This window comes from Streptomyces sp. NPDC052016, from assembly GCF_044548445.1.
Taxonomy (GTDB): domain Bacteria; phylum Actinomycetota; class Actinomycetes; order Streptomycetales; family Streptomycetaceae; genus Streptomyces.
Genome location: NZ_JBIUBX010000006.1, coordinates 174,132 through 198,671, shown reverse-complemented (window position 1 = coordinate 198,671; position 24,540 = coordinate 174,132). Strand labels below are relative to the sequence as shown.

Genomic DNA, 24,540 nt, shown 5'->3' with positions numbered 1-24,540 from the left:
CCACCTCAGGGTACCCGCAGGCCATGAGCCCAGACGTCGATCTGACCGTGCCCCGACCCGGCCGGCATGCGCTGCGCGACCGGCTGCTCGCCCTCGACTGCCGGCTGTTCGAGTTCGCCGCCGAGCGCCGCTGGCCCGGCGCCGAACCGGTCCTGCCGCGGCTGAGCCGCGGCGCCAACCACGGGGTCCTGTGGTTCGCGGCGGCCGCCGCGATCGCGGCGAGCCGCACCCCGCGGGCCCGCCGGGCCGCCGCCCGTGGCCTCGCCTCGCTGAGCCTGGCCTCCCTGACGATCAACACCCTCGGCAAGCGCTCGGTGCGCCGCCCTCGGCCCGTGCTCGATCCGGTGCCGCTGGTCCGGCAGCTCAAGCGGCAGCCCATCACCACGTCCTTCCCGTCCGGACACTCCGCGTCGGCGGCGGCCTTCGCCACCGGGGTCGCCCTGGAGTCACCGGCGTGGGGGGCGGCGGTGGCGCCGGTCGCGTTCTCGGTGGCGATGTCCCGCGTCTACACGGGCGCGCACTTCCCGAGCGACGTCCTCGCCGGCGCCGCCCTGGGCGTGGGCGCCGCGTTCGCCGTACGGGGCCTGGTGCCGGCCCGTGTCGCGGCCGTTCCGCCGGCCCGGCCGCGCGCCGCCGCGCCGGCGCTGCCCGACGGGGAGGGCCTGGTGGTCGTGGTGAACACCGCCGCCGGGACCGCCGACCGGGTCCGCGCGCTGCACGACGCGCTGCCGCTCGCGGAGCTCGTCGAGTGCGAACCCTCCGACGTGCCGGCCGAGTTGGAGAAGGCGGCGGCCCGCGCCCGCGTCCTCGGCGTGTGCGGCGGCGACGGCACGGTGAACACGGCCGCCGAGGTCGCCCTGCGCCACGGGCTGCCGCTGGCCGTCGTGCCCGGCGGCACGCTCAACCACTTCGCGTACGACCTGGGCGTGGAGGACGTGCGGACGCTGGGCCGGGCGGTGCGGGAGGGCGAGGCGGTGCGCGTGGACGTGGGCCGGGTCACCTGCGGGGAGCGGCAGGGCATCTTCCTCAACACGTGCAGCCTGGGCGTGTACCCGGAGCTGGTGCGCGAGCGGGACCGCTGGTCGCACCGGATCGGCGGCTGGCCCGCCGGTGTCCTCGCGGCCCTGCGCGTACTGCGCGCCGACCGGCATCCGCTGGAGGCCGAGCTCGGTGGCCGGACGCGTCCGCTGTGGCTGCTGTTCGCCGGCAACGGCACCTACCACCGCATGGGTCTCGCCCCGGGCCGCCGCGTCGACCTGGCCGACGGCCGCCTTGACGTACGGGTCGTGCACGGGGGCCGCAGGCCCGCCCTGCGTCTGCTCGCCGCGGCCTTCGCGGGTCCCCTCACGCGCTCGCCCGTCCACGCGGCCGTGCAGGTCGGTCGGCTCCGTCTGAAGGACGTCGCCCCCGGCACGCTCCTCGCCCTCGACGGTGAGGTCACCCATGTGGAGGGCGAGGTGACGCTGGAGAAACTGCCCGAGCACCTGACGGTGTACCGGCCCACCCCGTCGGACTGACGAACCGTCAGTCCACATAGCAGAACAAACGATCTCACCATTCGGCACAGGGCGTACGGTGGCGGGTGTCGCCCCGGGCTCTCCGGAGCCCGGGGACCGGTCCGTCGAGAAGGGGTACAGCCATGCCGGCAGCACGGGAGACCGCCGTCTACACGCACGGGCACCACGAGTCGGTGCTGCGCTCGCACACCTGGCGCACCGCCGCCAACTCCGCGGCCTACCTGCTCGGTTCCCTCCGGCCCCACATGAGGATCCTGGACGTCGGCTGCGGGCCCGGCACCATCACCGCCGACCTGGCGGCCCTGGTCCCCGACGGGCACGTCACCGCCGTGGACCACGCCCCGGGAATCCTGGAGCAGGCGCGGGCCACTGCCGCCGGGCGCGGCCTGACCAACGTCGACTTCGCGGTCGCCGACGTCCACGCCCTGGACCACCCCGACGACACGTTCTGCGTGGTCCACGCCCACCAGGTCCTCCAGCACGTCGGTGACCCGGTGCAGGCGCTGCGCGAGATGCGGCGGGTGGTCCGGCCCGGCGGGCTCGTCGCCGTACGGGACTCCGACTACGCGGCCATGACCTGGTACCCGGAGCTGCCCGGCATGGACGACTGGCTGGACCTGTACCGGCGGGTGGCCCGCGCCAACGGCGGGGAGCCGGACGCCGGACGCCGCCTGAAGTCCTGGGCGCTCGCGGCCGGCTTCACCGACGTCACCGCCACCTCCAGCACCTGGACCTTCAGCACCCCCGACGAGCGGGCGTGGTGGAGCGGCCTGTGGGCGGACCGGACGGTGGCCTCCGCGTACGCCGGGCGCGCCACCGACGGCGGGCACGCCACCGAAGAGGAGCTGCGGGCCGTGGCGGAGGCCTGGCGGGAATGGGGAAAGCGGGAGGACGGGTGGTTCGGTGTCCTGCACGGAGAAATTCTGTGCCGAAAGGACGCCTGATTCGCGAAATCAAGGAAACACGGAAAGCAGGAGGTTCACACTATGGTTCCCATCCTGCTGGTACTGCTTCTGGTATTGATTCTCTTCGGCGCCGGATTCGCAGTGGAAGTGCTGTGGTGGATCGCGCTCGCGGTTCTCGTCCTGTGGCTTCTCGGCTTCCTGATGCGCGGAACGACCGCGGCGGGCGGCAGGAGCCGCTGGTACAGGTGGTGAAGTAGCCCCCGGGAGTCGTGGTCACTCGCGGGGGAGCAGCGGTCCGAGCGGCCCGAGGTCCAGATTGAGGTCCTCGGGCCGCAGGCCGTAGCGCTCGCGCAGCTCGGCCATGCGGTCGTCGAGCAGCATCAGGGTGAGCCCGATGCGCTCCTCCTGCTCCTCGCTGAGGTCGCCCTGGTCGAAGCGGCGCAGCGCCTGCCGCTCCATCAGCTGGCGCAGCAGCTCCACGACGGTCAGGACGAGCTTGACCAGGTCGCGCTCGACGGTGTCGGGCTCCAGGTCGAGCCGGTTGCGTGGTGTGCGTGGTGTGGTCACGCCCGCTCCCCCCAAGGCGCTGGAACGTTCTCGTTCACGGAACTGATCAGGGCGTTCAGGTCGATGCGGACGAGATCGACGTCCGCGATGCGCAGCGTGAGGTCGCCCGTGATGACGACCCCGCCGGCCAGCAGCCGGTCGAGCAGGTCGACGAGGGCGACCTCACGGCGTTCCACGACGGTCATGAGCCCTCCTCGGCGGCCTGCGCGTCGGCCCGTTCCCGGATCTCTTTCTCGCTCTCCCCGGTGACCTCCTCCGCACTTTCCGGCGTCTCGGAGAATTCGAGGTCCACGAAGGAATAGGCAGCCCACGGCCCGGTGAGTTCCACGCGCATTCCTGGCTCCTCGCCCTTCGTGCGGTCGACTATTTCCACGAATTCCTCGGATTCCGCGCGGGGCACCAGATAGGCCGCGTTCAGCACGTTCTGCCCGGAGGCCCGGGAAAGGGCGGAGTTCTGCGGCGGGTGGAGTCGGGCGGCGTCGGCGTGCTCGGAGAGCAGGGTGTGCAGCCGGCCCGCGAACCGCTCGGCCCGCTGCCAGGTGTCCTCGTGCGCCCTCGCCCGCATACGGCGCTGGCGCAGGTAGTCCCGGCCGGAGGCGGGTTTCGCCGGCGCCGCGGACGCGGCCGGTTCCGGCGCCTCCGCCTCGACGTACACCTTCACGCCCCACTCCACGCGCCCCTGGAGCCGGTCCAGGGTGCGCCGGAAGTCCTCCTCGCGCTCCTCGATCATGACGCGAACGCCGCTGTCGTCCCGGAATACGGTCGCGAGCCGGAGCGGGAGCGGCGTCGTGACCACCGTGAGCGCGTCGATCACCTGCTGGTGACCGCGCGCGGTCGCGCTGAGCCAGTCCAGGTCCTCCAGGTGCGCCCGCAACGGCTCCTCGGCGAAGTCGCGCGCCGGTACGTCACTGACGACGGCGACCAGGCCGTGGTGGTGCAGCAGCTTCGCGGGCGCGCCGCCCACGCCGGTCAGCTCGGCCTGCAGCGGCGCGCTGAAGGGCCGGCAGACGGCGTACACGTACCGCAGTCCCGTCATGGCGACTCCTCCTGGGTGCGGGGGGCGCGACTGGGCTCGAGCTGCTCCAGCCGCGCCAGCCGTTCACGCAACTCGGCGTTCTCACGGGCGAGTTGGTCACGCCTGGCGCGGGTGGACAGCTCCGGGTCGTCCTCCCACCAGTCGATGCCCATCTCCTTGGCCTTGTCGACCGAGGCGACGATGAGGCGGAGCTTGATCGTGAGCAGTTCGATGTCGAGCAGGTTGATCCGGATGTCGCCGGCGATGACGATGCCCTTGTCGAGGACCCGTTCCAGGATGTCGGCGAGGTTGGCGCCGCCGCCCTGGCCGTACGGCTCCGGCATCCGGCTCGGCAGGCTCATCGACCGCTCCTGGCCTCGTAAGTGGCCTCGTCGTCGTACTCCTCCTCGTCCTCTTCCTCGTCCTCGGGTGCCTCTTCGTCGTACTCGTTCTCGTCGTACTCGCCCTCGTCGTACCCCTCCTGGTCCTCTTCCTCCTCGTCCTCCTCGCTCTCGTCGCGGTCCTCGTCGGCGTCGGACCGGGCCTCGTCCTCCTCGCCGTACGGGGTCTCCTCCTCTTCCTCGCGACCCTCGGCGCCCTCCTCTTCCTCGCGCCCCTCGGCCTCCTCGCCTTCCTCACGCTCCTCGGCGAGCGCGTCCTCGTGGGAGCGGACGACCTCACCGTCGCGGATCTCGCCGCGCCAGCCCTCGTCCACCTCCCCCTTGATGGTGACGAAGCGGGCGAAGTTCTTCAGGTCGAGGCGGGCGCGCCGGCCCTGGGCGCGCCAGATGTTGCCCGTCTTCTCGAACAGGCCCGTCGGGTAGTACTCGATGACCAGCAGGACGCGGGTGAGGTTGTCGGCGAGCGAGTGGAAGGACACGACGCCTCTCGTGGTGCCCTTGGCTCCCTCGGACGTCCAGGAGATCCGGTCGTCCGGCACCTGCTCGGTCGTCTTCGCCTTCCAGCTCCGGTTGGACCAGAAGATCTTCACCTGCCAGTCGCTGGTGGTGTCGTCGGCGCGGCTCGCGTTCTTGACGCCCTTGGCGAAGGTGCTGAAGTCCTGGTACTGGGTCCACTGGTCGTAGGCGGTGCGCAGCGGCACGCCGACGTCGATGTGCTCCATGATGACCGTGGGCTTCTTGCCCGCGCCGCGCTTGCGCTTACTCTGGCCGCCGCCGAGGTTCTGCAGGGCGCCGGTCACGCCCTCCTTGGCGCGGGAGGCTCCCAGTTCCAGCGCGGTGCGCAGCGGGCCCTTGCCTTCGGCGATCTTGCGGCCGCCGTCCAGGGCCAGCTTGGCGAAGCCGGGGCTCTTGCCCTCGGCGATGTCGTTGAGCTTGACGGTGGTCTCGCCGAGCTTGCGGCCGACGCCGGCCAGTGCCCGCTGGGCCTGGGCGGCGAGGTACTCCTGCACCTCCGCCTTGAGCCGGTCCGCGGCCTCGCTCTGGGCGACGCCGGAAAGCAGGTTGCCGCCTGTCGCCCGGCCGGCGGCGGACTTCGCGGATCCGAGGGTCTCGGTCATCCTTCATCGCCTCCCTTGGTTCCCCGGACTCGGGAGGCCGTGGTCGTCGCCGCCTTCCGGGCCGCGTCCGTGGTCTTCTTGGCCGTCCCGCCCGCCGGCGCCTTCCTGGGGGTCCTCCTGACACTCGCCTTGGCGGGCCCCTTCTTCTCCTTCTTCTCGGGTGCCGTCCTCGCGGGCGCCTTGCGGCCCTCCGGCTCCTTGCGCCGCGGCTCCTCGCCCGCGTCGCCCCGGCCCTCGTCCCGGCCCTCGTCGCCGCGCGCGGACTCCGGCTCCTCGTGCTCCTCGTCCGCCTCCCGGTCGTCCCGGCGCGACGGTGTGCCCGGCACGTCGGGGACCACGCCGCCGAGCTGGTCGCGGACCTGGGCCGTACGGCCGTGCAGCCTGTCGGCGAGCGAGGTCATCTGCCGCTCGACCATGGCCCCGGAGGCCGCCTTGCCGACGCCTCGCAGGTCCTGGCGGAGCTGGTCGCCGATCTCCTTGAACTGCGGGTTGTCCCGCAGCTGCTGGGAGAGCAGGTCGGCCAGCGCCTTCGGCGTCAGGTTCAGCTTCTTGCCGGCGACCAGCGAGCCGACCGCCATGGCCATCTTCAGCTTCTTGGTACGTCCGAGGAGGTACCCGGCCCCTATCGCGAGGCCCATTGCCGTTCGGTTCATCGTGCCGTCCCGTCGTCCGTTCCCGTGCTCCGGCGCGTGGCGATCTCCAGCCGGTCAAGGAGTTCGTCCTCCATGCGGTCGAACTCCTCCTCCGTGATCTCGCCGGCGTGCAACTGCTCCTCGAGGCGGGAGAGGTCCGCCCGGACCGTGGCGGGGTCGTAGTAGATCCGTTCCGCCTCGCGCACTACCTGTTCGATCACCCACGCGCTGCCGCGCACCGGTGCGAACGGCAACAGCAGCACCTCCGATATCAGGCCCATCTCTCCTCTCCCTCCGCTCGAGTGGCTGGTGATCTCCTGCTGCTCCTGCTACTCCCCGGCCGTGCCCGCGGGCTGTGCCGGGCCGGGCTCGACGAAGCTGTACGGCGGCAGCGGCCCGTTGAGCCGCAGGTCGAGGTGCGGCCGTTCCTTGCGCAGCTCGTCCACCGCGTTCGCGAACTCCGCGGCCTTCTCCCGCGCCACCAGGAACGACACGTTGGCCAGCCAGCCCGTGGACTCCGGGCCCACGCTGGCTGCGGCCGCCAGCGGTTCCAGCCTCTGCTGGACGTCGGCCGCGTCCTGGGCCTCGCGCGCCTTGACCGCGGCGGCGACCATCTCGCCCAGTTGGAGCCGCTGCTCGTAGGTGCCGCCGCCGGCCTGCCGGTTGGCCTCGGCGAGGGCCCGCAGCTCCGGGCTCTCCGCCATCACCTGGTGCAGCACGGCTTCCTCTACGTGCGTGGCCTTGACGTTGTACTCGACCCTGCCCTCGAGGGCCCCCAGCCGCTCGAGGTAGTGCTCGGCACGTTCGGCGAGCACCCCGGTGACGGCCGCGTCGTCGGGGGCGACGCTGCCGAACCGCATGGGCAGCACGCAGCCGTCGGCGCCCACCTCGGCGAGGACGTTCTGGTGGGCGAGCAGGTCCCTGCGCTTGGGCCGCAGGTTCTCGGGCGCGTCACTGACGATCGCGGCGAGCTCGCCCTCCGTCAGCACGCGCACCGGCATCGCCGGCTCGCCGACACCGCCCAGGCCTTCCGGCAGACCCGCGTTCGAGCGCGCGGTGATGCCGTAGACGTACGTGCTCACTCCTGCTCCTCCTTCCTGCGGGAGGAGGGCGCCTTGCGGGCGGCACGCGGCCGCTCGGCCTCGCTCTCCTCACGTGCCTGCTTGAAGGCGCCGGAGATGGTCTCGGCGGCGCCGGACAGGGCGCCCTTGGACTTGCCGCGCGCGCCGGACTCGGTGATCTCGCCGACCATGTCGGGCAGACCCGGGCTCTTGCGCGGGCCGGCCTCCAGGTCGAGGCGGTTGCACGCCTCGGCGAAACGCAGATACGTGTCGACGCTGGCCACGACGACCCGGACGTCGATCTTCAGGATCTCGATGCCGACCAGGGAGACCCGCACGAACGCGTCGATGACGAGCCCCCTGTCCAGGACGAGCTCCAGCACGTCGTAGAGGCCGCTGCTGCCGCCCCCGCCGCCGGTCTGTTGTGCCGGGACAACGGTCATGCCGACCGCGCCTCCTTGTCTCGGTAGTGATGTGTCTCGGTGGTGATGTGTCTCGGTGGTGGTGTTCCGGGTGGTGCGGTGTGGGGTGTGGGTCGGTGCGCGGGGCGGGGCCTAACGGCCGCCGGGCCGCTGTGCGTCGGCCCGCCCGCGCTCGTAGCGGCGGACGCGCCGGTAGCCGATGAGCTGTCCCTGGGGGTCGAGGTCGACCTGGTAGCTCGCCATCAGGCTCATCGTGTCGGGCACCCGGGCGAGTTCCAGGACCTCCACCTCCAGCGACCAGCCGTCCTGCGTCTGCTCGAACGACGAGACGCTCTCGGCGGTCATGCCGGTCAGCTCCGCGAGCTGACTGCGCGCCTGACGCAGCACCTCCATGGGGCTCGGCCGGTCTTCCGTCACGTCGTCGTCCTTGTCGTCGTCGGAGTTGTGTGAAGTCCGCGCATGTGCTGTGTCTTTTGTGTTCGCCATGGCCACCTCTTCCTTCGGGTGGCCGGAAGGTCCTTGGCCAAACCTTCACGAGAGCACGGGTCTGCGCCGTCGGGCGGAACCCACTGCGTACCGACGGTATGTGTATGTGCCATGCGGTGTCAGGCGCGCAGGGCGTCCAGGCGGCGCCGGGCCGGGCGCAGGGACCGGCCACGCTTCGTCACCCCGGACCACGGGTCGTCGCGGGCCTGCTCGGCGGCGTCGGCGATCGTCCAGCGGCGGGGGCCGAGGTCGGGATCGTCGAGCTGCTCCCAGGCGACGGGCGTGGCCACGGGCGCGCCGGGGCGGGCGCGCACCGTGTAGGGGGCGACGGCGGTCTGGGCGTAGGCGTTGCGCTGGACGTCCAGGTAGAGGCGGTCGCCGCGGTCCTTCTTGCGGGCGGCCGTGGTGAGCCGGTCGGGGTGCTCGGCGGCGAGCAGTTCGGCGGCGTCCCGGGCGAAGGCGCGGACCTCGTCGAAGTCGTGCTGCCCGTCGAGCGGGACGACGACGTGCAGGCCGCGCGAGCCGGTGGTCATCAGCGCCGACGGCAGCCGGATCTCGTCGAGCAGTTCGCCCAGCCACCGGGCGGCCGCGCGCACGGCGCCGAAGTCGTCACCGGAGGGGTCGAGGTCGAAGATCATCACGTCCGGGCGGTCGACGTGGCCGGACCGGGAGAGCCAGCGGTGCAGGGTGAGACAGGCCTGGTCTGCGAGGAAGGCGAGGGTGGCGGAGTCGTCGCACACGGTGTGGCGGACGGTTCCGTCCTCCTTCGCCACCTCCACGCGGGTGATCCAGTCCGGGTAGTGCCCGGGGGTGTTCTTCTGCATGAAGCGGGGCCCGTCGACGCCCTCGGGATGCCGCTCCAGCATCAGGGGCCGGCCGCGCAGGTGCGGCAGCATGAACGCGGCCACCGACCGGTAGTAGGCGACGAGGTCCGCCTTGGTGTACTCCTTGCCGTTCTCGCCGCCCGGGAACAGCACCTTGTCCGGCCGGTGGACCTCGACGCTGCGGCGTCCGACGCGCACCCTGCGGACGTCGTCCCCACCGCTCACGGCACGACCGCCGTCTCCACCAGCAGCCGGGCGGAGGCCGCGACGGACTCGGCGTCGATCCCGGCCGCGTGCAGCTGCTCGCCGGGGCTCGCGGAGCCCGGCATCGTCCGCACGGCCAGGCGCGCGAGGCGCGGCAGCGGCCGTCCGTCGGTGAAGGCGTCCAGCACGGCGTCGCCGAGGCCGCCCTCCGGGTGGTGGTCCTCCACGGTCACCAGGCAGCCGGTCTCCTCGGCGGCGCGCCGCAGGGTGGCCCGGTCGACGGGCTTGACCGAGTAGAGGTCGATCACCCGGACCTGGATGCCCTCGCCGGCCAGGAGGTCCGCGGCCTTCAGCGCCTCGGACACGGTGACGCCGGCCGCGACGAGGGTCAGCCGGTCCCGGTCGGAGGAGCGCAGCACCTTGCTGCCGCCCACCGGGAACTCCTCGTCGGGCCCGTAGATCACCGGGCCGGCACCGCGGGAGGTGCGCAGGTACCGGATGCCGTCGAGGCCGGCCATGGCGGCCACCAGGCGGGCCGTCTGGTTGGCGTCGCACGGGTACAGCACGGTGGAGCCGTGCACGGCCCGGAACATCGCCAGGTCCTCCAGGCCCATCTGCGAGGGCCCGTCCTGCCCGATGGCCACACCGGCGTGCGAGCCGACCAGGTTGATCCCGGCCCCGCTGACCGAGGCCATCCGCACGAAGTCGTACGCACGGGTCAGGAAGGCCGCGAACGTGGAGGCGTACGGCACCCAGCCGCGCGACGCGAGACCCACGGCGGCGGCGACGAGCTGCTGCTCGGCGATGTAGCACTCGAAGAACCGGTCGGGGTGCTCCTTGGCGAAGAACTCGGCGCGGGTGGAGTCGCTGACCTCTCCGTCGAGGGCGACGACGTCGGCGCGGGCGGTGCCGAGCGCGGCGAGGGCCTGCCCGTAGGCGTCGCGGGTGGCGACACCCTTGTCCGGGTCGCCCTTCTCCCAGCGGGGCAGGTCGAGATGGCCCGTGGGGACGGAGTGCAGCAGGCGGGCGGCGGGCGGCTCGTGGACCTCCACGCGCAGGTCACGGGGGCCGCCGAGCTCCTCGATCGCCTCGTCGGCGTCCGGGAGCGGCTTGCCGTGCTGTCCCTCGCGGTCCTGGACGGCCTCGACGCCCTTGCCCTTGAGGGTGCGGGCGAGGATCGCGGTGGGCTGGCCCTTGGTGGACCAGGCCTCCCCGTAGGCGCGGTCGACGGCGTCGACGTCGTGGCCGTCGATCTCTACGGTGTGCCAGCCGAACGCCTGGAAGCGGCGGGCGTAGGCGTCGAGGTCGTGGCCGTGCCGGGTGGGGCCGCGCTGGCCGAGCCGGTTGACGTCGACGATCGCGGTGAGGTTGTCGAGGTGCTCGTGGCCCGCGTGCTCGGCGGCCTCCCACACCGACCCCTCGGCCAGTTCGCTGTCACCGCACAGCACCCAGACGCGTGCCTCGGAGCGGTCCAGCCGCTTCGCGGCCAGCGCGATGCCTACGCCGACCGGCAGCCCCTGCCCGAGCGATCCGGTGGCGGTCTCGACCCAGGGCAGCCGCCGCGGGGTGGGGTGCCCCTCGAGCCGGCTGCCGAGCTTGCGGAAGGTGAGCAGTTCCTCGTCGTCGATGGCGCCGGCCGCCTTGTAGGCCGCGTACAGCAGCGGCGAGGCATGGCCCTTGGACAGGACGAAGCGGTCGTTGCCTGGGTGGGCGGGGCGGTCGAAGTCGTAGCGGAGGTGGTTCGCCAGCAGCACCGCGACCAGGTCGGCGGCCGACATGGAGGACGTCGGGTGCCCGGAGCCCGCGGCGGCGGAGGCGCGGACGCTGTCGACGCGCAACTGCTGTCCGAGGGCGGTGAGTTCGGCGGTGTCCATCGGGTTACTGGTCTCCTTTCGCGGGGGTGTCGTGGCGCCGCACGGGGCCGGGGGCGGGTTCGTGCCCGACGCGTTCCGGGCGTGCCCCCTTCTCCGCGGCCTCTCGGTCCGGCCGGTTCCTCGCCCGCTCCGGGCCCGGCCTGCCGCCGGCCGGCTCCGCGGCCGGCCGGCTCCTGGCGGGCTCGGGGCCCGGCTGGTTCCTGGCGGGCTCTCCGCCCGGCTGGTTCTTCGCCGGCTCTGCGCCCGGCTGGTTCTTCGCCGGTTCCGGGCCCGGTCGGTTCTTCGCGGGCCCGCTCTTCACGGGTTCGGGCGTCGGCGTGGTGATCGTCCGGGACGTGTCCTCATCCCCGCCCCCGCCCACCGCACTCCCGGCGGCGGGCGCGTCGGTCCCGGAAGCCTCCTCCACCCGACGGCTCGCAGGCTCCGTGCGCACGGGTTCGGGCGTCGGCGCGGTGATCGTCCGCGAGGTGTCCTCGCCCCCTCCCCCGCCCAGAACCGTCCGGCCGTCCCCTTCCGCGGGGGCGTCGGGGCCGGCCGCCCGGGGCCCGGACTCATGCGTGGCCGGGGTCGCCTCGCCCGCGCCGGGCACCCGCGCCAGTTCAGGCGACGCCGTGTCCAGCGGCACCGCCCACGATCGGACGAGGCCCAACTGGACGGCCTGGCGCGGCAGTACGGCGTCCAGCAGCCAGTCGGCGGCGACGCGGACGCGGTTGCCGGGCATGGCGGCGAGGTGGTAGCCGCGGGTGACCGCGCCGGCCGGCAGCCCGGAGAGCGGGATGCCGAGCGGGTTGGCGGCGGCCTTGACCCCGCCGAGGTCGACGACGAAGCCCAGGTCCTTGTGCCGGTAGGGCCGCAGTGTGCCGCCGGTCAGCGACGCCGCGATGTTGTGTCCGGCGACCTTGCCCTGCCGCCAGGCGTGCTGCGCGGTCATCGGCGTGTACTGGCCGGGATTCTCCAGGTCCGGCACGGCGGCCGCGTCACCGCAGGCGAACACCTCGGGCCGGCCCGGCACCCGCAGCGTGGGCTCGACGAGGAGCCGGCCGCGTTCCATCGGCAGCCCGAGCGACTCGGCGAGCGGATCGGGCCGTACGCCCACGCACCACACCAGGGAGCGGGTCTCGACGTACTCGCCGTCGGTCAGCAGCACTCCGTCGCGGGTGGCCTCCTTCACGGAGGTCCCCATGCGCACGTCCACGCCCCGCTCGCGCAGCACCCGGTCGGCGGTCCGCGACAGCCTCTCGTCCAGCTCGGGCAGGACGCGCTCGGCGATGTCGAGGAGCATCCAGCGCGGGCGCATGCCCTTGCGCAGCGGGTGGGAGCGCACCAGCGCGTCGGTGAAGAGCTGCCCCTGCGCGGCCACTTCGGTGCCCGTGTAGCCGGCGCCGACCACCACGAACGTACAGCGCGCCGCGCACTGTGCCGCGTCCCCGGCGGTGGCGGCGAGCTCCACCTGGCGGGTGACGTGGTCACGCAGGTAGAGCGCCTCGGGCAGGCCGCGGAAGCCGTGCGCGTGCTCGGCGACACCGGGGATGGGCAGCAGCTTGTTGACGCTGCCGGCGGCGAGCACCAGCCGGTCGTAGGCCAGGGTGCCCGCTTCGCCCTCGGGGCCGGTGTAGTGGACGGTGCGCCCGTCGAGGTCGATGCGGTCGGCCTCGCCGAGCACCAGCCGCACGTCCCGCAGGGTGCCGGTGAGGGAGACGGTGACCCGGCGGGGTTCGAGGATGCCGGCGGCCACCTGGGGCAGCAGCGGGAGGTACAGGAAGTAGTCGGTCGGGTTCAGCAGGGTGATCTCGGCCCGGCCCCGGGCGGCCCGCGCCAGGGTGCGGGCCGTCCGGTACCCGGCGAAACCGGCTCCGACGATCACGATGCGGGGTCGACTCACGGTTCGCCTCCGGCGGTCGGTGTCGTACGCGTGTGTCGTACGAGGGTTTCCGCGTCCCCCTGGCCAGGGCCGCCAAACGTCCGGCGGGGGTGGGTGGGGGCGCCTGCCGGCCCGGTTTCCCGCCTTCGCGCCGGGTACCCGGGCGGCGACCGGACCCACCCGCGGCACACCGGCGGAGGTGCAGTTATGCCCGAGTACGGCTACTTCCTGTCCTGCGAGGAGTTCGCCCCCGCGGACCTGATCGAGCAGGCACGGATGGCCGAGCAGGCCGGATTCCAGTCGCTGTGGATCTCCGACCACTACCACCCGTGGAACGACGCGCAGGGCCAGAGCCCGTTCGTCTGGTCGGTGATCGGCGCCCTGTCGGAGGCGGTGTCGCTGCCCCTCGAGACGGCGGTGACCTGCCCGACCGTGCGCATGCACCCGGCGGTCGTCGCGCAGGCCGCCGCCACGTCCGCGGTGATGACCGGCGGACGCTTCCGCCTCGGCGTCGGCTCGGGCGAGGCCCTCAACGAGCACATCCTGGGCGACCCCTGGCCGCCCACGCACGTGCGCCTGGAGATGCTGGAGGAGGCGATCCACGTCATGCGCCGGCTGTTCACGGGCGAGGAGGTCAGCCACCACGGCACCCACTACACGGTGGAGAACGCCCGCCTCTACACGGTCCCCGACGAGCCGATCCCCATCGACATCTCGGGCTTCGGTCCCAAGGCGACGGCGCTCGCCTCCCGCGTCGGCGACGGCTACATCACGATGATGCCGGAGGAGCCGATGGTGGAGCAGTTCCGCAAGGGCGGGGGCGGCACCAAGCCGGTCAGCGGCGGCACGAAGGTCTGTTACGGCACCGACCGCGACGAGGCGGTCCGTACGGTCCACCGGCTGTGGTCGAACCAGCTGCTGCCCGGCGAGATGGGCCAGATCCTGCCCACGCCGAGCCACTTCGAGCAGCTCCAGCCGCTGATCACCGAGGAGATGGTGCGCGAGAACACGGTGTGCGGCGACGACGCCGACGAGCACGTCACGGCCCTGAAGGCGTTCGCGGACGCAGGCTTCGACCGCATCTACGTCAACCAGATCGGCCCCGACCAGCGGGGCTTCTTCGACTTCTACCGGACCAAGGTGCTGCCGCAGCTTCCGTGAGGCGGGTGGTGGCCGTGAGGCGCTGCCCCGCCGGGCTGCGTACCGGGCTGCGTCCGGTGCGGGGTCGCGGCGGTGCCCGCGCGCTCACCGCCGACGGTGAGCGCCGGCGACGACGACTGCCTCCGGGCGGACGGCAAGCCGGGTCCCCCGACGGGACGATGCGGCCGGACGCACCGGGGCACCGGGGCACCGGGGCACCGGGGCACCGAATGACGCTGCGACGTGGAGCGGCGGAGTACCGGGGGACACAGCCGCCCGACGTGCGGGGATCGGCTGGGAGGGCTGTGAGGCGGTGGAGCGGACCGCAGGTCCGGTGGAGCCAGCGGTCCCCCGCTGACCGCGAATCTGCGAGTCGGCAGAAAGGCAGGGGCCCCGCACATCTGTGACGCCCACTGCTGCGCGAGGCCGCACGGCGGCCGTCGGCGCGCCGATGCATGTGCGGTCGAGCGGCGGGCGCGGGCGCGCCGGGTAGCAGGCGGCGGCCGGCCGCAGGTGCGCCGACGCCGGACGGCAGGCCGCAGGTCCGAAGCGCAGCGCTCCGGCTCAGGCGGCAGGTTCGTGGTCGGCCGCAGGCCGCGGTGCGGGGCCTGCGTCGGCGCCACTGTCCGGGGACGGCGCAGGACCACCGCACACAGGCTCAACAGGCTCGCCGACACGGTCGTGGGACGCCCACAGGGCCGCGAGGCCGTGGAGGCGGCCGCAGATCCGTCGCGGCTGAGGGACGGCCGGAGGCCGACGCGGCCGAAGACCAGCCCCCAGACCTCCGGGCCGAAGAGCAGCCGCAGACCCCGGCCGACCGGAAGGACAGCCGCAAGCCCACGCGGCCAAAGGACAGCCACAAGCCCACGCGGCCGAAAAGCAGCCGCAGACCCGTCGGGATAAAGGGACCGCAGACCCGCCCCGGCCGAAGAACAGCCGCAGGCCGCCGGTCAGGCGCCGTCGGTCAGCGCCGTCGGTCAGGCGCGCGTCCGTCACGCGTGGGTGCGGCGGCGCAGGCCCGCGGTCACTGCCGCGCCCACGCCCGCGGCCAGCAGCCCGGCGCCGACGCGTCCCCGGTTGCGGGAGGCCCACACCTGCGGGTCCCGGGCGACGGACTCGTCGTCGAAGCGCCCGTGCGCCCCGTAGTCGTGCCCATGGGGGCCGTCGGCGGGGCTCCAGAGGTTGCCCGGGCCGCCGTTCACGGCCCCGTCCGCCCGCTGGTCCTGCTGTGACTCGTACCCGGTCCGTGCCAGGTAGCGGTCGAGGAAGCCGGGGAGCACCGCGTTGACGGCCAGCGTCGCCGCCGTGGAGGCGCCCACCCAGTACTCCCGCCGCCGCGCGTGCCCGGCGGCGTGCACGATCGCCCGGGCGGCCACCTCCGGCTGGTACACGGGCGCCACGGGCCGGGGCCGCCCCGGCATCCGGTTCAGCACCCAGTCGAACTGGGGGGTGTTGACACCGGGGAGCTGCACCATCGTCGTGCGCACCCGGCTGCCCGAGTGCAGCAGTTCGCAGCGCAGCGACTCGTTGAACCCCTGGATGGCGTGCTTGGCCCCGCAGTACGCGGCCTGCAACGGCACCCCGCGGTAGGCGAGCGCGGAGCCGACCTGCACGATGGTGCCGCGGTCGCGCGGCAGCATGTGGCGCAGGGCGGCGCGGGTGCCGAACACATAGCCCAGGTAGGTCACTTCGGTCACCCGGCGGAACTCGTCCGGGGTGATCTCCGTGAAGGGCCCGAAGACCCCGGTGAAGGCGTTGTTGACCCAAACGTCGATACGCCCGAAGGCGTCGGCGACCTTCTGTGCCGCGTCCTCGACCGCCTGGGCGTCGGCCATGTCGACGGTCACGACGAGCGCCTCGCCGCCGCCGCGCTGCACGTCGTCCGCCGCCGCGGCGAGGCCCTCACGCCCCCGGGCCAGGAGGGCGACCCGGTCGCCGCGCGCGGCGAAGGCCCGGGCCGCGGCACGGCCGATGCCGCCCGTGGCCCCGGTCACCACCACCACCCGGCCCTTTCCGACCGGGCCCCAAGGTGTCCGCACCCCGCATCACGCCCGGTGGTGCGGCGACTCGGGGTCGATGTCGTCGGTCCGCGGCGCCTCGGCCGGACGCGGCACGTCCGCGCCGGGTGCGGTGGAGGGCATCGGCGGGTACGGCAGACCGAGCCCACCGGGCGGCCCGGCGGGCGGCGTCCCGCCGACGACCCGCCCGTGCGCGGCGTCCTGGCCGGCCTCGTGGGCGGGGTGCCGGTGCGGCCGGGCGGCGCCGCGCAGCACGTACGCCAGGACGCCGAGGATCGCCGCGGTGATCAGCGCGGCGGTCCAGTCCGGCAGTCCGATGCCGAGCGCCAGTCCCACGGCGAGCGCGACGGCCGCGCCCGCGTACAGCGCGAGGGCGCCGGACGCGGCGTACAGCATGGCCGTGCGGCGCTGCTTGCGGGTCTGCTCGCGCAGCTCCTCGCGGATCGTCTCGCGTGCCACCTGCGCCAGTTCGTCGACCAGATGCTTGTCCAGATGCTCCAGGTGATCCATGCGCTCCATGACCGCCGGGTACCCGGGGTGACGGGCGTGTAACTCCGGCCGCCCCGCTGTGCGCGTGGGCTCTCCATCGGCTCCTCGGGTGTACCGGACCGCCGGGGCCGCGGCAGTGAGACGGTCGTCCCGGCGATCCGCCGTCCTGCCGCGGCCGTGCCCGGCGACAGGGGAGGTGACGGGGGAACAGCGTGCGCCGGCCGGAACGGCCGCCTCCGGGACGGCTTCGCGGCCGGTCGTCACGACCGGGCGGCACGCCGGGCGGCCGGGCGGCGGGGGATCGGGTGAAGGGATCTTCCCTCTCCGGCCGCCCCCACTAGGCTCGCCGCATGGACATTCTGGGAGCCACTCTGCGTGTCTGCGTCGACGATCTCGAGGCCGCCGTCCCCTTCTACGAACGGCTCGCCGGCGCCCCGGCGCTGCGATTCGGGCGCGGTGGGGTCCAGGTGGCGGCGGTCGGCTGCTTCCTGCTGATGAGCGGGCCGGAGAGCGAGCTGGAGGTGCTGCGCAAGGTGGCGGCGACGATCGCCGTGACGGACGTCGACGAAGCGCACAAGACGCTCACCGAGCTGGGCGCGGACGTCATCGCGGGCCCGGTGCCGACGCCGGTGGGCCGCAACCTGATCGCACGGCACCCCGACGGGTCGGTGTACGAGTACGTCGACCGTCGTCAGGGGTGAGGCGGGCGCCGGTCAGGTGCGGCCGAGGGCGGCGACGACGACGTCGGTGAGGAGGGCGCCCGCGGTGCCTTCGGGGTCCAGATCGGGATCGTAGATGGTGACGTTGAGGCCGACGCAGTGCGGGGAGGCGAGCAACGGCCGCAGCAGCGCGACGAGTTCGTCGGGGAACAGGCCGTCGGGGTCGGGGCTGTCGACGGCGGGCATCACGGTGGGGTCCAGCACGTCGGCGTCCAGGTGCACCCAGAAGCCGTCCAGTTCGGGAATCGCGAAGGCCTGGGCGGTGGCCTCGGCGAGGGCCGCCGGTCCCCACTCGCGCAGTTCGCCGACGGTGACGACGGGCATCTTCAGGGCGAGGAGTTCGGCGCGGTCGTCCGTGAAGCAGTCGCGGATGCCGAAGAACCGCACGTCCTCGTCCCGCAGGTAGGGCCGCAGCCCTTCCAGGTCGGTGAGGTCCTCCTGCCCGCGCCCGGTGGCGATGGCGACCTCCTCGCCGCCCGCCGCGCCGATCCGGTCGGAGTTGCCGGGGTGCCGGAAGTCGGGGGACGCGTCCACGGCCGCCAGCCCGTACCGCCCGATGCGGCGCAGCGCGAGGGAGGCGCCGAGCTGGATGGAGCAGTCCCCGCCGAGGACGACGGGGAAGTCACCGGCGCGCACGTGGCGCTCGATCCGGTCGGCGAGCCTGCGGGTGTAGGCGGCGATGCCCGCCGCGTTGAAGACGCCGTCGCCCTCCCGCCAGTTCCCCCGGTCGTAGCGCGGCGGGACGACGACCCCGCCCTCCCGGGCGCCCAGCCGCTGCACGATCCGCTGCTCGCGCAGCGCCCCGGCGAGTTTGTGGCAGCCGGGCACGGTGCCGGGGGCGGGTGGGCGCAGGCCCAGGTTGGAGGGGGCGTCCACCACGACGAAATTCGGCATGCGACGCATCCTCGCCGACGTACAGTCGACCGTCCACCGAGTTGTGCCGAGGAGTGATCGTGAGCGAGCAGCACACCTACCGGGTCATCGTCCGCGGTAGCTGGGACGGCCTCGGCGACGAGGCCCGGGCCCGGTTGCTCGCCGAGGCCGCCGACCACGGTCTGAGCAGCATGCGGTTCACCGAGGAGGGCACACTGTCGTACGCGCCGTCGCCGCTGAAGCACTTCTCGATGCGCTTCGTGGTGGTGTCGGACCCGGCGGACGGCGAGGAGATGGCGGGCCTGCTCGCCGAGGACCGCGCCGGGGAGCGGCTGCGGGAGCTGGGCTACGGCTTCACGGGGCTGAGGTCGACGGTCACGGACCTCGACACGATGAAGGTCAACCGGAAGGGCGTCAGGCGCGCGGACGGCGCATCTCGACGGTGAGCGCCCACCGCTCGTGGTCCCGCCAGTCCCCGTCGATGTAGATCATCTTCGGGGAGAAGCCCTCCAGGCGGAACCCGCAGGCGCGGGCGAGGGCGATCGAGGCGGCGTTGCCGGGCTGCACGTTGATCTCGAGCCGGTGCAGCCGCATGGGCCCGAAGGCGTGTCCCACCACGAGGTCGAGGCCCTCCCGCATCAGGCCGCGTCCGGCCGCGTGCGCGAAGGCGCCGTAGCCGAGCGCCCCGCACTGGAAGCCGCCCTCGACGATGTTGTTGATGTTGATGAACCCCGCGATGGCGCCGTCGTCCAGGGTGCACACCAGGAAGCCGGCCTTCGTGGGGTCCTCGATGAGCCGGCCCGCGTACGCGGTGTACGCCTGGGCGGTGGCGGGCGGGAACAGCCACGGATGGTGCAGGTCCTTGCTCTCCCGGGCCCGTGCGGTGAACTCGGCGCCGTCCGCGTAGGTGAAGTGGCGTATGCCCACGCGGGGGCCCTCGGCGAGGTAGCGGGATGCGGTGTGCGGCACCGGCCCAGCGTACGACGGGGCGCCTCGCGGCGCCGCGGCCGTCAGTCGCGTCTCCTGGAGTACGCGCCGCACAGCGCGCCGATGACGCCGGTGGCGAGCAGTGCCGTCCACAGCGGCATCGTCACCTCGGGGATCAGCAGTCTGATCCTGATGGCGCGGGTGTTCTCGAAGATGAGGACCAGCCGAGGATCGCCAGGGCCGACGTGGTGATCCGGGAGGGCGTCAGCGCCGGCCCCCGGCCGCCGGCCTTCCCGCCGCTCTCGGAGGTCTTCGGGCTCATGCGATCAGGGTGGGCCGCACGCCGCACGCCCGCACGGCGGCGTCTGCCCTCCGGGTGACGCGCCGCGTGTCACGCCAGGGCGGGCGCGTCGAGGGTGAGCGTGCCGGCGTCGGCGTCGAGTTCGGCGCCCACCCCGAACGGCACGGTCAGCGCTCCTTCGCAGTGCCCGAAGCCGAGCTCCTCGACGACGGGCACCCCGAGCCCGCCGAGCCGGTCGGAGAGGACGGGACGCAGTTCCTCGTAGGGCCCGCACCGGTCCCAGGAGCCGAGGGCGACGCCCGCGACGCCGTCGAGCCAGCCGGTGCGCAGGAGCTGGGTGAGCCAGCGGTCGACGCGGTAGGGCGGTTCCCCCACGTCCTCCAGCAGGAGCAGCCCGCCGCGGGCGCCGGGGCGGGTGTGCGGGGTGCCGTGGCCGGTGGCGAGCAGGGCGAGGCAGCCGCCGAGGGTGACGCCCCGTGCCCGGCCGGGGGCGAGGGCGGTGCCGGAGGAGGTGAGGGTGCGGACGGTCTCCGGGGCGAACAGAGTGGCCTTCAGGTGGTCCTGCGCGCGGGCGTTCTTGACGAAGTCGACGCCGGCGGCCACCGGGCCGTACAGGGTGACCAGGCCGAGGCGTACGGCGAACGCCTCGTGGAGCGTGGTCGCGTCGCTGAAGCCGACGAACACCTTGGGGCCGGCGGCCCGCATCGCGTCCCAGTCGAGCAGGTCGACCACGCGCTGGGCGCCGTAGCCGCCCCGTGCGCACAGCACCGCGTCGACGGCACGGTCGCACCAGGCCCGCTGGAGGTCGGCGGCCCGGTCGGCGTCGGTGCCCGCGAGATGGCCCAGCTCGGGGTGCCGGTCGAGGACATGGGGTGCGGGCACCGGATCGAGGTCCCAGCCGCGCAGCACGTCGAGCCCGGCCTGGAGCCGTTCCTCGGCGACGGGTCCGCTGGGTGCGACGACGGCGACCCGGGCACCGGGGGCGAGACGGGCGGGCCGCCTGAGGTCCTTCACTGCACGAGCTCCAGGGTGGGGATGCCGGGCGGGCGCAGCCCGAACACCTGAGCGTACAGGGACAGCTCGGCCTCCAGGGCGCGCACCATGGTCTCCGCCCGCCGGAAGCCGTGCCCCTCCCCCTCGAAGGCGAGGTAGGCGTGCGGGACCCGGCGTCCCGCGAGGCGGGCGAGGAGGCGTTCGGCCTGGGCGGGCGGGCAGATCACGTCGTCCAGTCCCTGCAGCAGCAGGAACGGCACGGTGATCCGGTCGGCGTGCTCGACGGGCGAGCGCTCCGCGTACCGGGCGGGCACCTCGGCGAGCGGTCCGACGAGGGTGTCGAGGTAGCGGGACTCGAAGTCGTGCGTTCCGCCCGTCGCCCAGGCCACCAGGTCGAGGACGGGGTAGACGACGGTGCCGCAGGCGTAGACGTCGGTGCCGGCGAGGGAGGCGGCGGCGGTCCAGCCGCCGGCGCTGCCGCCGCGGATCGCGAGGCGCCGCCGGTCGGCGGTGCCCTCGTCGGCGAGGGCGAGGGCGACGGCCGCGCAGTCCTCGACATCGACCACACCCCACTGCTCGCGCAGCCGGTCGCGGTAGGCCCGCCCGTATCCGGTCGACCCGCCGTAGTTCACCTCGGCGACCCCGATGCCCCGGGAGGTGAAGTAGGCGATCTCCAGGTCGAGCACGAGCGGTGCCCGGTCGGTGGGGCCGCCGTGCGCGTGGATGACGTACGGCGGCAGCTCGGCGTCCGGGGCGGCGCAGCCGGGATGGTGGGGCGGGTAGACGTGCGCGTGGATCTCCCGGCCGTCGGGGCCGGTGAAGGTGCGGATCCGGGGTTCCGGGTAGTAGGCGGGGGCGACGGTGTCGTCGTGCGCGGCCCCGACGACCCGCGCCCGGCCGACGGGGGCGCCCCCGCGCGGGTTCGCCGGAGCGTGGGGGCGGGTGTCCACCTCCACCACCTCGTGGGCACTGCGCGGGCTGGCGCCGACGGCGACGACGCGTGGGCCGTGCGCCGCGAGCGTGGGCTCGAACTCGGTCCACGGTCCGGCCACGTCGACGATCTCGCCCGTCTCGGGGTCGAGGATGCCGAGCGCGGCGGCGCCCCGGCCGTGCACGACGGCGACGAGCCCGCTGTCCAGCGGGGCGAACCAGCGCCGGCCCAGCTTCCACAGCGGGCCGGCGAACTCCTCCTCGCGGGGACAGACGGGCTCGTGGTCGCGGTACAGGTTCCACCAGCCCGTACGGTCGCTCGTATACAGAAGACGGCCGTCGGTCGACCAGTCGACCTGCGCCACCGACTCCCGCGGGCCGCCCGCGACGACCCGGCCCGCCCCGAGCGTCCCGTCGGCGCGGACCTCGGCGACGACCACCTCCGTGCCGTCCCACGGCATCCGCGGATGGTCCCAGGTCAGCCAGGCGGCCCGGCGGCCGTCCGGCGAGAGCCGCGCCCCGGTGACGAACCTCCGCCGGTCGTCGGTGAGTTCACGGACGGCGCCGCGGTCGTCCGCGGCCGACCCGTCCAGCGGTACGGCGGCCAGGACCCGGCGCACGTCGGTCGGCCCCTCGCCGGTGAACTCCTCCAGTACGCACCACGCCTCGCCCCGCTCCGGCAGCACCTGGGGCTCCGCCCAGCGCAGTCCGCCGCCCACCGGGGAGACGGGAGTCAGCGGCCGGGGCTCGCCGCCGGGCACGTACCGGTACAGCCGCTGGTCGGCGAAGTGCGCGAACACCACCAGGGTCCGGCCCTCGTGGACCGCGCCGGCCCAGGGCTGTCCGCCGTACTCCAGGACCCGGCTGCGCACGTTCCACGGCGCGGGCAGCACGGACTCCTCCGTCCCGTCCGCGCGCCGCCGCACGAGGGTGCGCCGGCCGCCCTCGGCGGGCCGGGGCGCGGTCCACCACACCTCGTCGCCGACGAAGCCGACGTACTCGGGCCGTCCGCCGTGCGCGGCGGCGAGACGCGCGTCGAGGGGCGAGGGCCAGGAACCGTACGGCAGGATCTGCACGTTCTCCCCCGCTCGCCTAGGCCGTCCGCAGGAAGCGGTCGAGTACGCGCACGCCGAAGTGGAGGGCCTCGACGGGGACGCGTTCGTCGACGCCGTGGAAGAGGGCCGCGTAGTCGAAGCCCTCCGGCAGCTTCAGCGGCGCGAAGCCGTAGCCGGTGATCCCGAGCCGCGAGAACTGCTTGGCGTCGGTGCCGCCGGGCATGCAGAAGGGGACGACGTGCCCCTCGGGCGCGAACTCCTCCACGGCGGCCCGCATCCGGGCGAACGTGGGCGAGTCCACCGGCGCCTCGAGGGCGACTTCGCGGTGGTGGTACTCCCAGTCCACGTCGGGCCCGGTGAGTTCGTCGAGGGTGGCGCGGAACTCGTCCTCGCCGCCCGGCAGATACCGCCCGTCGACATACGCGACGGCCTCACCCGGAATCACGTTGATCTTGTAACCGGCTGCGAGCATGGTCGGGTTGGCGCTGTTGCGGACGGTCGCCTCGACCAGCGCGGCCGCCGGTCCGAGCTTCTCCAGCAGGCCGTCGACGTCGTCGAGGCCGCCGTCGATGCCGTAGAGGGCGGCGAGTTCGGTGAGCGCGGCCCGCACGGTGGGCGTCAGCCGCAGAGGCCACTCGTGCGCGCCGATCCGGGTGATCGCGGCGGCGAGACGGGTCACCGCGTTCTCCCGGTTGACCTTGGAGCCGTGCCCGGCGCGCCCCCGCGCGGTGAGCCTGATCCAGCCGGTGCCGCGCTCCCCCGCCGCGATGGGGTAGATCCGGCGTCCGCCGCCGTCGTGGAAGGTGAACGCGCCGGACTCGCCGATGCCCTCGGTGCAGCCCTCGAAGAGGTGGGGGTGCTCGTCGGCGAGGAAACCGGAGCCGTCCCGGGCGCTGTCCTCCTCGTCGGCGGTGAAGGCGAGGACGAGGTCACGCCTCGGCCGGACGCCCTCCCGGGCCCAGGCGCGGACGACGGCGAGGATCATCGCGTCCATGTTCTTCATGTCGACCGCGCCCCGCCCCCACACGACGCCGTCGCGCACCTCCCCGGAGAAGGGGTGCACGCTCCAGTCGGCGGCCTCGGCGGGCACGACGTCGAGGTGACCGTGGACGAGGAGGGCGTCGGCCGCCGGGTCGGTGCCCTCGATGCGGGCGACGACGTTGGTGCGGCCCGGGGTGCGCTCGAGGAGCGTCGGCTCGGCGCCCGCCTCCGCGAGCAGTGCGGCCGTGTACTCGGCGGCGGGCCGCTCCCGGCAGTCCCCGCCGCCCCGGTTGGTGGTGTCGATCCGGATGAGGTCGGAGGTGAACCGCACCACCTCGTCCCTCGCCTGCGCGTCAGCCATACTGCTCCTCCACCGCGGCCGCGACGACCGTCGTGACCGCCTTGAACGTACGGATGCCCTCGTACATGGTGCCGCTGGTGTACGCGACCTTGCGCTCCCCGATCCGGGCCACTCCGGGCACGACCGTCGCCGCCATCGCCAGGTGCTCGGCGTCGAACTCCACGGCGACGGTGAACGGACCGCCGCGCACCGGTTCGTGACGGACCGCCAGGCCGACCGCTTCCGTCGCCGCCGCCCGGATGTCGGCGGCGGTCCGGCCCGGCGTGCGGCACACGGCGGCGTAGCGCGACACATGGTCCTTGACCGCCACCTTCAGCGCCTCCGGCGCGTATCCGAGCGCGTCCTCGCAGGCCACGTCGTCCCCGGTGACCAGCACCACGGGCACCCCGTACTCGGCGACGACGTGCGCGTTGAGCAGTCCCTCGCTGGCCCGTACGTCGTTCAGCCAGACCCCGGTGACGGAGTTGGCGAGGTAGGTGTGGGCGAGGACGCCCTCCATGCCGGCGCCGGCGTGGTAGCCGACGAACGCGACGCCGTCGACGTCGCCGTGCTGGACACCCTCCACCATGGACAGCGCCTTGTGCCGCCCGGTGAGCATCCGCACCCGCTCGTCGAGCTGTTCGAGGAGGAGATTGCGCATGGTCCAGTGGGCCTCGTTGACGAGGACCTCGTCGGCGCCGCCGTCGAAGAAGCCGAGGACGGCCGCGTTGACGTCCGAGGTGAACAGGGTCCGGCACCGCTCCCACTGCGGCGTCCCCGGCAGCACGTCGGCCGGCCAGGTGACGCCGGTGGCACCCTCCATGTCGGCGCTGATGAGGATCTTCATGCGGTGTCACGTTACGCGCCGGCGACGCGGGCGGCCACGA

General features: G+C 73.7%; 27 protein-coding genes and 1 pseudogene. 6 read left to right on the top strand and 22 right to left on the bottom strand.

Annotation, left to right across the window (positions count from 1 at the left end):
• Positions 1 to 23: 23 nt before the first annotated feature.
• The 3 genes from ACIHAR_RS10345 to ACIHAR_RS10335 all read left to right on the top strand — a co-directional run bounded on the left by ACIHAR_RS10345 (position 24) and on the right by ACIHAR_RS10335 (position 2,674).
• Complete coding sequence (locus tag ACIHAR_RS10345; RefSeq protein WP_400018482.1) at positions 24 to 1,517, top strand: bifunctional phosphatase PAP2/diacylglycerol kinase family protein; 1,494 nt, start codon at positions 24 to 26, stop codon at positions 1,515 to 1,517.
• Between the two features lie 122 nt (positions 1,518 to 1,639).
• A complete protein-coding gene (locus ACIHAR_RS10340; protein WP_400018480.1) occupies positions 1,640 to 2,461 on the top strand; it encodes a class I SAM-dependent methyltransferase in 822 nt (273 codons plus the stop codon).
• Positions 2,462 to 2,503: 42 nt separating this feature from the next.
• Positions 2,504 to 2,674, top strand: a complete 171-nt coding sequence (locus ACIHAR_RS10335) for a hydrophobic protein (RefSeq protein WP_365459452.1) — start codon at positions 2,504 to 2,506, stop codon at positions 2,672 to 2,674.
• A gap of 21 nt (positions 2,675 to 2,695) precedes the next feature.
• Here the strand turns inward: ACIHAR_RS10335 and ACIHAR_RS10330 are convergent, their stop codons facing one another.
• The 13 genes from ACIHAR_RS10330 to ACIHAR_RS10270 all read right to left on the bottom strand — a co-directional run bounded on the left by ACIHAR_RS10330 (position 2,696) and on the right by ACIHAR_RS10270 (position 12,890).
• Entirely contained in the window at positions 2,696 to 2,989 is a 294-nt protein-coding gene (locus ACIHAR_RS10330) for a gas vesicle protein K (RefSeq protein WP_365459449.1), read from the bottom strand.
• The gene (locus tag ACIHAR_RS10325; RefSeq protein WP_365459446.1) at positions 2,986 to 3,174 is read right to left on the bottom strand and encodes a gas vesicle protein; all 189 of its coding nucleotides are present in this window, start codon (positions 3,172 to 3,174) and stop codon (positions 2,986 to 2,988) included. The genes ACIHAR_RS10330 and ACIHAR_RS10325 overlap by 4 nt, the downstream gene beginning before the upstream one ends.
• Complete coding sequence (locus ACIHAR_RS10320) at positions 3,171 to 4,025, bottom strand: GvpL/GvpF family gas vesicle protein (RefSeq protein WP_365459443.1); 855 nt, start codon at positions 4,023 to 4,025, stop codon at positions 3,171 to 3,173. The genes ACIHAR_RS10325 and ACIHAR_RS10320 overlap by 4 nt, the downstream gene beginning before the upstream one ends.
• Complete coding sequence (locus tag ACIHAR_RS10315) at positions 4,022 to 4,366, bottom strand: gas vesicle protein (RefSeq protein WP_365459440.1); 345 nt, start codon at positions 4,364 to 4,366, stop codon at positions 4,022 to 4,024. Before ACIHAR_RS10315 ends, ACIHAR_RS10320 begins: the two co-directional genes overlap by 4 nt.
• The gene (locus ACIHAR_RS10310; protein ID WP_400018476.1) at positions 4,363 to 5,523 is read right to left on the bottom strand and encodes an SRPBCC family protein; all 1,161 of its coding nucleotides are present in this window, start codon (positions 5,521 to 5,523) and stop codon (positions 4,363 to 4,365) included. Before ACIHAR_RS10310 ends, ACIHAR_RS10315 begins: the two co-directional genes overlap by 4 nt.
• A complete protein-coding gene (locus ACIHAR_RS10305; protein WP_400018474.1) occupies positions 5,520 to 6,176 on the bottom strand; it encodes a DNA primase in 657 nt (218 codons plus the stop codon). The genes ACIHAR_RS10310 and ACIHAR_RS10305 overlap by 4 nt, the downstream gene beginning before the upstream one ends.
• Positions 6,173 to 6,436, bottom strand: coding sequence for a gas vesicle protein GvpG (locus ACIHAR_RS10300; protein ID WP_365459431.1), 264 nt, complete (start codon positions 6,434 to 6,436; stop codon positions 6,173 to 6,175). The genes ACIHAR_RS10305 and ACIHAR_RS10300 overlap by 4 nt, the downstream gene beginning before the upstream one ends.
• Positions 6,437 to 6,484: 48 nt before the next feature.
• On the bottom strand, positions 6,485 to 7,237 hold the full coding sequence (locus ACIHAR_RS10295; RefSeq protein ID WP_400018471.1) for a GvpL/GvpF family gas vesicle protein: 753 nt from the start codon (positions 7,235 to 7,237) through the stop codon (positions 6,485 to 6,487).
• Positions 7,234 to 7,659, bottom strand: coding sequence for a gas vesicle structural protein GvpA (locus ACIHAR_RS10290; protein ID WP_400018469.1), 426 nt, complete (start codon positions 7,657 to 7,659; stop codon positions 7,234 to 7,236). The genes ACIHAR_RS10295 and ACIHAR_RS10290 overlap by 4 nt, the downstream gene beginning before the upstream one ends.
• 111 nt (positions 7,660 to 7,770) lie before the next feature.
• Positions 7,771 to 8,124: a gas vesicle protein gene (locus tag ACIHAR_RS10285; protein ID WP_365459422.1), complete on the bottom strand. Its 354-nt coding sequence runs from the start codon at positions 8,122 to 8,124 to the stop codon at positions 7,771 to 7,773.
• 119 nt (positions 8,125 to 8,243) lie between these two features.
• A complete protein-coding gene (ligD, locus tag ACIHAR_RS10280; RefSeq protein ID WP_400018467.1) occupies positions 8,244 to 9,173 on the bottom strand; it encodes a non-homologous end-joining DNA ligase in 930 nt (309 codons plus the stop codon).
• Positions 9,170 to 11,026: a transketolase gene (locus ACIHAR_RS10275; protein ID WP_365459416.1), complete on the bottom strand. Its 1,857-nt coding sequence runs from the start codon at positions 11,024 to 11,026 to the stop codon at positions 9,170 to 9,172. The genes ligD and ACIHAR_RS10275 overlap by 4 nt, the downstream gene beginning before the upstream one ends.
• Positions 11,027 to 11,030: 4 nt before the next feature.
• Positions 11,031 to 12,890 (bottom strand): FAD-dependent oxidoreductase, encoded by a 1,860-nt coding sequence (locus ACIHAR_RS10270; protein WP_400018608.1) that lies wholly within the window; start codon positions 12,888 to 12,890, stop codon positions 11,031 to 11,033.
• 204 nt (positions 12,891 to 13,094) lie between these two features.
• Here ACIHAR_RS10270 and ACIHAR_RS10265 point away from each other — a divergent pair, with 204 nt between their 5' ends.
• A complete protein-coding gene (locus ACIHAR_RS10265; protein WP_365459411.1) occupies positions 13,095 to 14,048 on the top strand; it encodes an LLM class F420-dependent oxidoreductase in 954 nt (317 codons plus the stop codon).
• Positions 14,049 to 15,019: 971 nt separating this feature from the next.
• Here the strand turns inward: ACIHAR_RS10265 and ACIHAR_RS10260 are convergent.
• Both ACIHAR_RS10260 and ACIHAR_RS10255 read right to left on the bottom strand, forming a co-directional pair.
• A complete protein-coding gene (locus ACIHAR_RS10260; protein ID WP_400018464.1) occupies positions 15,020 to 16,066 on the bottom strand; it encodes an SDR family oxidoreductase in 1,047 nt (348 codons plus the stop codon).
• 6 nt (positions 16,067 to 16,072) lie between these two features.
• Positions 16,073 to 16,564 carry a phage holin family protein gene (locus ACIHAR_RS10255; RefSeq protein ID WP_400018462.1) on the bottom strand — a complete coding sequence of 164 codons (492 nt, stop codon included), beginning with the start codon at positions 16,562 to 16,564 and terminating at the stop codon, positions 16,073 to 16,075.
• Between the two features lie 320 nt (positions 16,565 to 16,884).
• Between ACIHAR_RS10255 and ACIHAR_RS10250 the strand changes: the two genes are divergently transcribed.
• A complete protein-coding gene (locus ACIHAR_RS10250) occupies positions 16,885 to 17,235 on the top strand; it encodes a VOC family protein (protein WP_365459405.1) in 351 nt (116 codons plus the stop codon).
• Positions 17,236 to 17,247: 12 nt separating this feature from the next.
• Here the strand turns inward: ACIHAR_RS10250 and ACIHAR_RS10245 are convergent, their stop codons facing one another.
• Complete coding sequence (locus tag ACIHAR_RS10245; protein WP_400018457.1) at positions 17,248 to 18,147, bottom strand: arginase family protein; 900 nt, start codon at positions 18,145 to 18,147, stop codon at positions 17,248 to 17,250.
• 59 nt (positions 18,148 to 18,206) lie between these two features.
• Between ACIHAR_RS10245 and ACIHAR_RS10240 the strand changes: the two genes are divergently transcribed.
• The gene (locus ACIHAR_RS10240; protein ID WP_365459399.1) at positions 18,207 to 18,572 is read left to right on the top strand and encodes a DUF6204 family protein; all 366 of its coding nucleotides are present in this window, start codon (positions 18,207 to 18,209) and stop codon (positions 18,570 to 18,572) included.
• Here the strand turns inward: ACIHAR_RS10240 and ACIHAR_RS10235 are convergent.
• From ACIHAR_RS10235 to ACIHAR_RS10210, 6 genes and pseudogenes are all read right to left on the bottom strand, one after another.
• A complete protein-coding gene (locus ACIHAR_RS10235) occupies positions 18,541 to 19,095 on the bottom strand; it encodes a GNAT family protein (RefSeq protein ID WP_365459396.1) in 555 nt (184 codons plus the stop codon). The two genes, ACIHAR_RS10240 and ACIHAR_RS10235, sit on opposite strands and share 32 nt — an antisense overlap.
• Positions 19,096 to 19,136: 41 nt before the next feature.
• Positions 19,137 to 19,375: pseudogene (locus ACIHAR_RS10230) on the bottom strand (DUF1049 domain-containing protein).
• A gap of 69 nt (positions 19,376 to 19,444) precedes the next feature.
• The gene (locus tag ACIHAR_RS10225; protein ID WP_400018454.1) at positions 19,445 to 20,368 is read right to left on the bottom strand and encodes an LD-carboxypeptidase; all 924 of its coding nucleotides are present in this window, start codon (positions 20,366 to 20,368) and stop codon (positions 19,445 to 19,447) included.
• Positions 20,365 to 22,353, bottom strand: coding sequence for a prolyl oligopeptidase family serine peptidase (locus ACIHAR_RS10220; protein ID WP_400018451.1), 1,989 nt, complete (start codon positions 22,351 to 22,353; stop codon positions 20,365 to 20,367). Before ACIHAR_RS10220 ends, ACIHAR_RS10225 begins: the two co-directional genes overlap by 4 nt.
• Before the next feature lie 16 nt (positions 22,354 to 22,369).
• Positions 22,370 to 23,674 (bottom strand): M20/M25/M40 family metallo-hydrolase, encoded by a 1,305-nt coding sequence (locus ACIHAR_RS10215; protein WP_400018449.1) that lies wholly within the window; start codon positions 23,672 to 23,674, stop codon positions 22,370 to 22,372.
• Positions 23,667 to 24,500, bottom strand: coding sequence for a M55 family metallopeptidase (locus tag ACIHAR_RS10210; protein WP_365459381.1), 834 nt, complete (start codon positions 24,498 to 24,500; stop codon positions 23,667 to 23,669). Before ACIHAR_RS10210 ends, ACIHAR_RS10215 begins: the two co-directional genes overlap by 8 nt.
• Between the last annotated feature and the right edge of the window lie 40 nt (positions 24,501 to 24,540).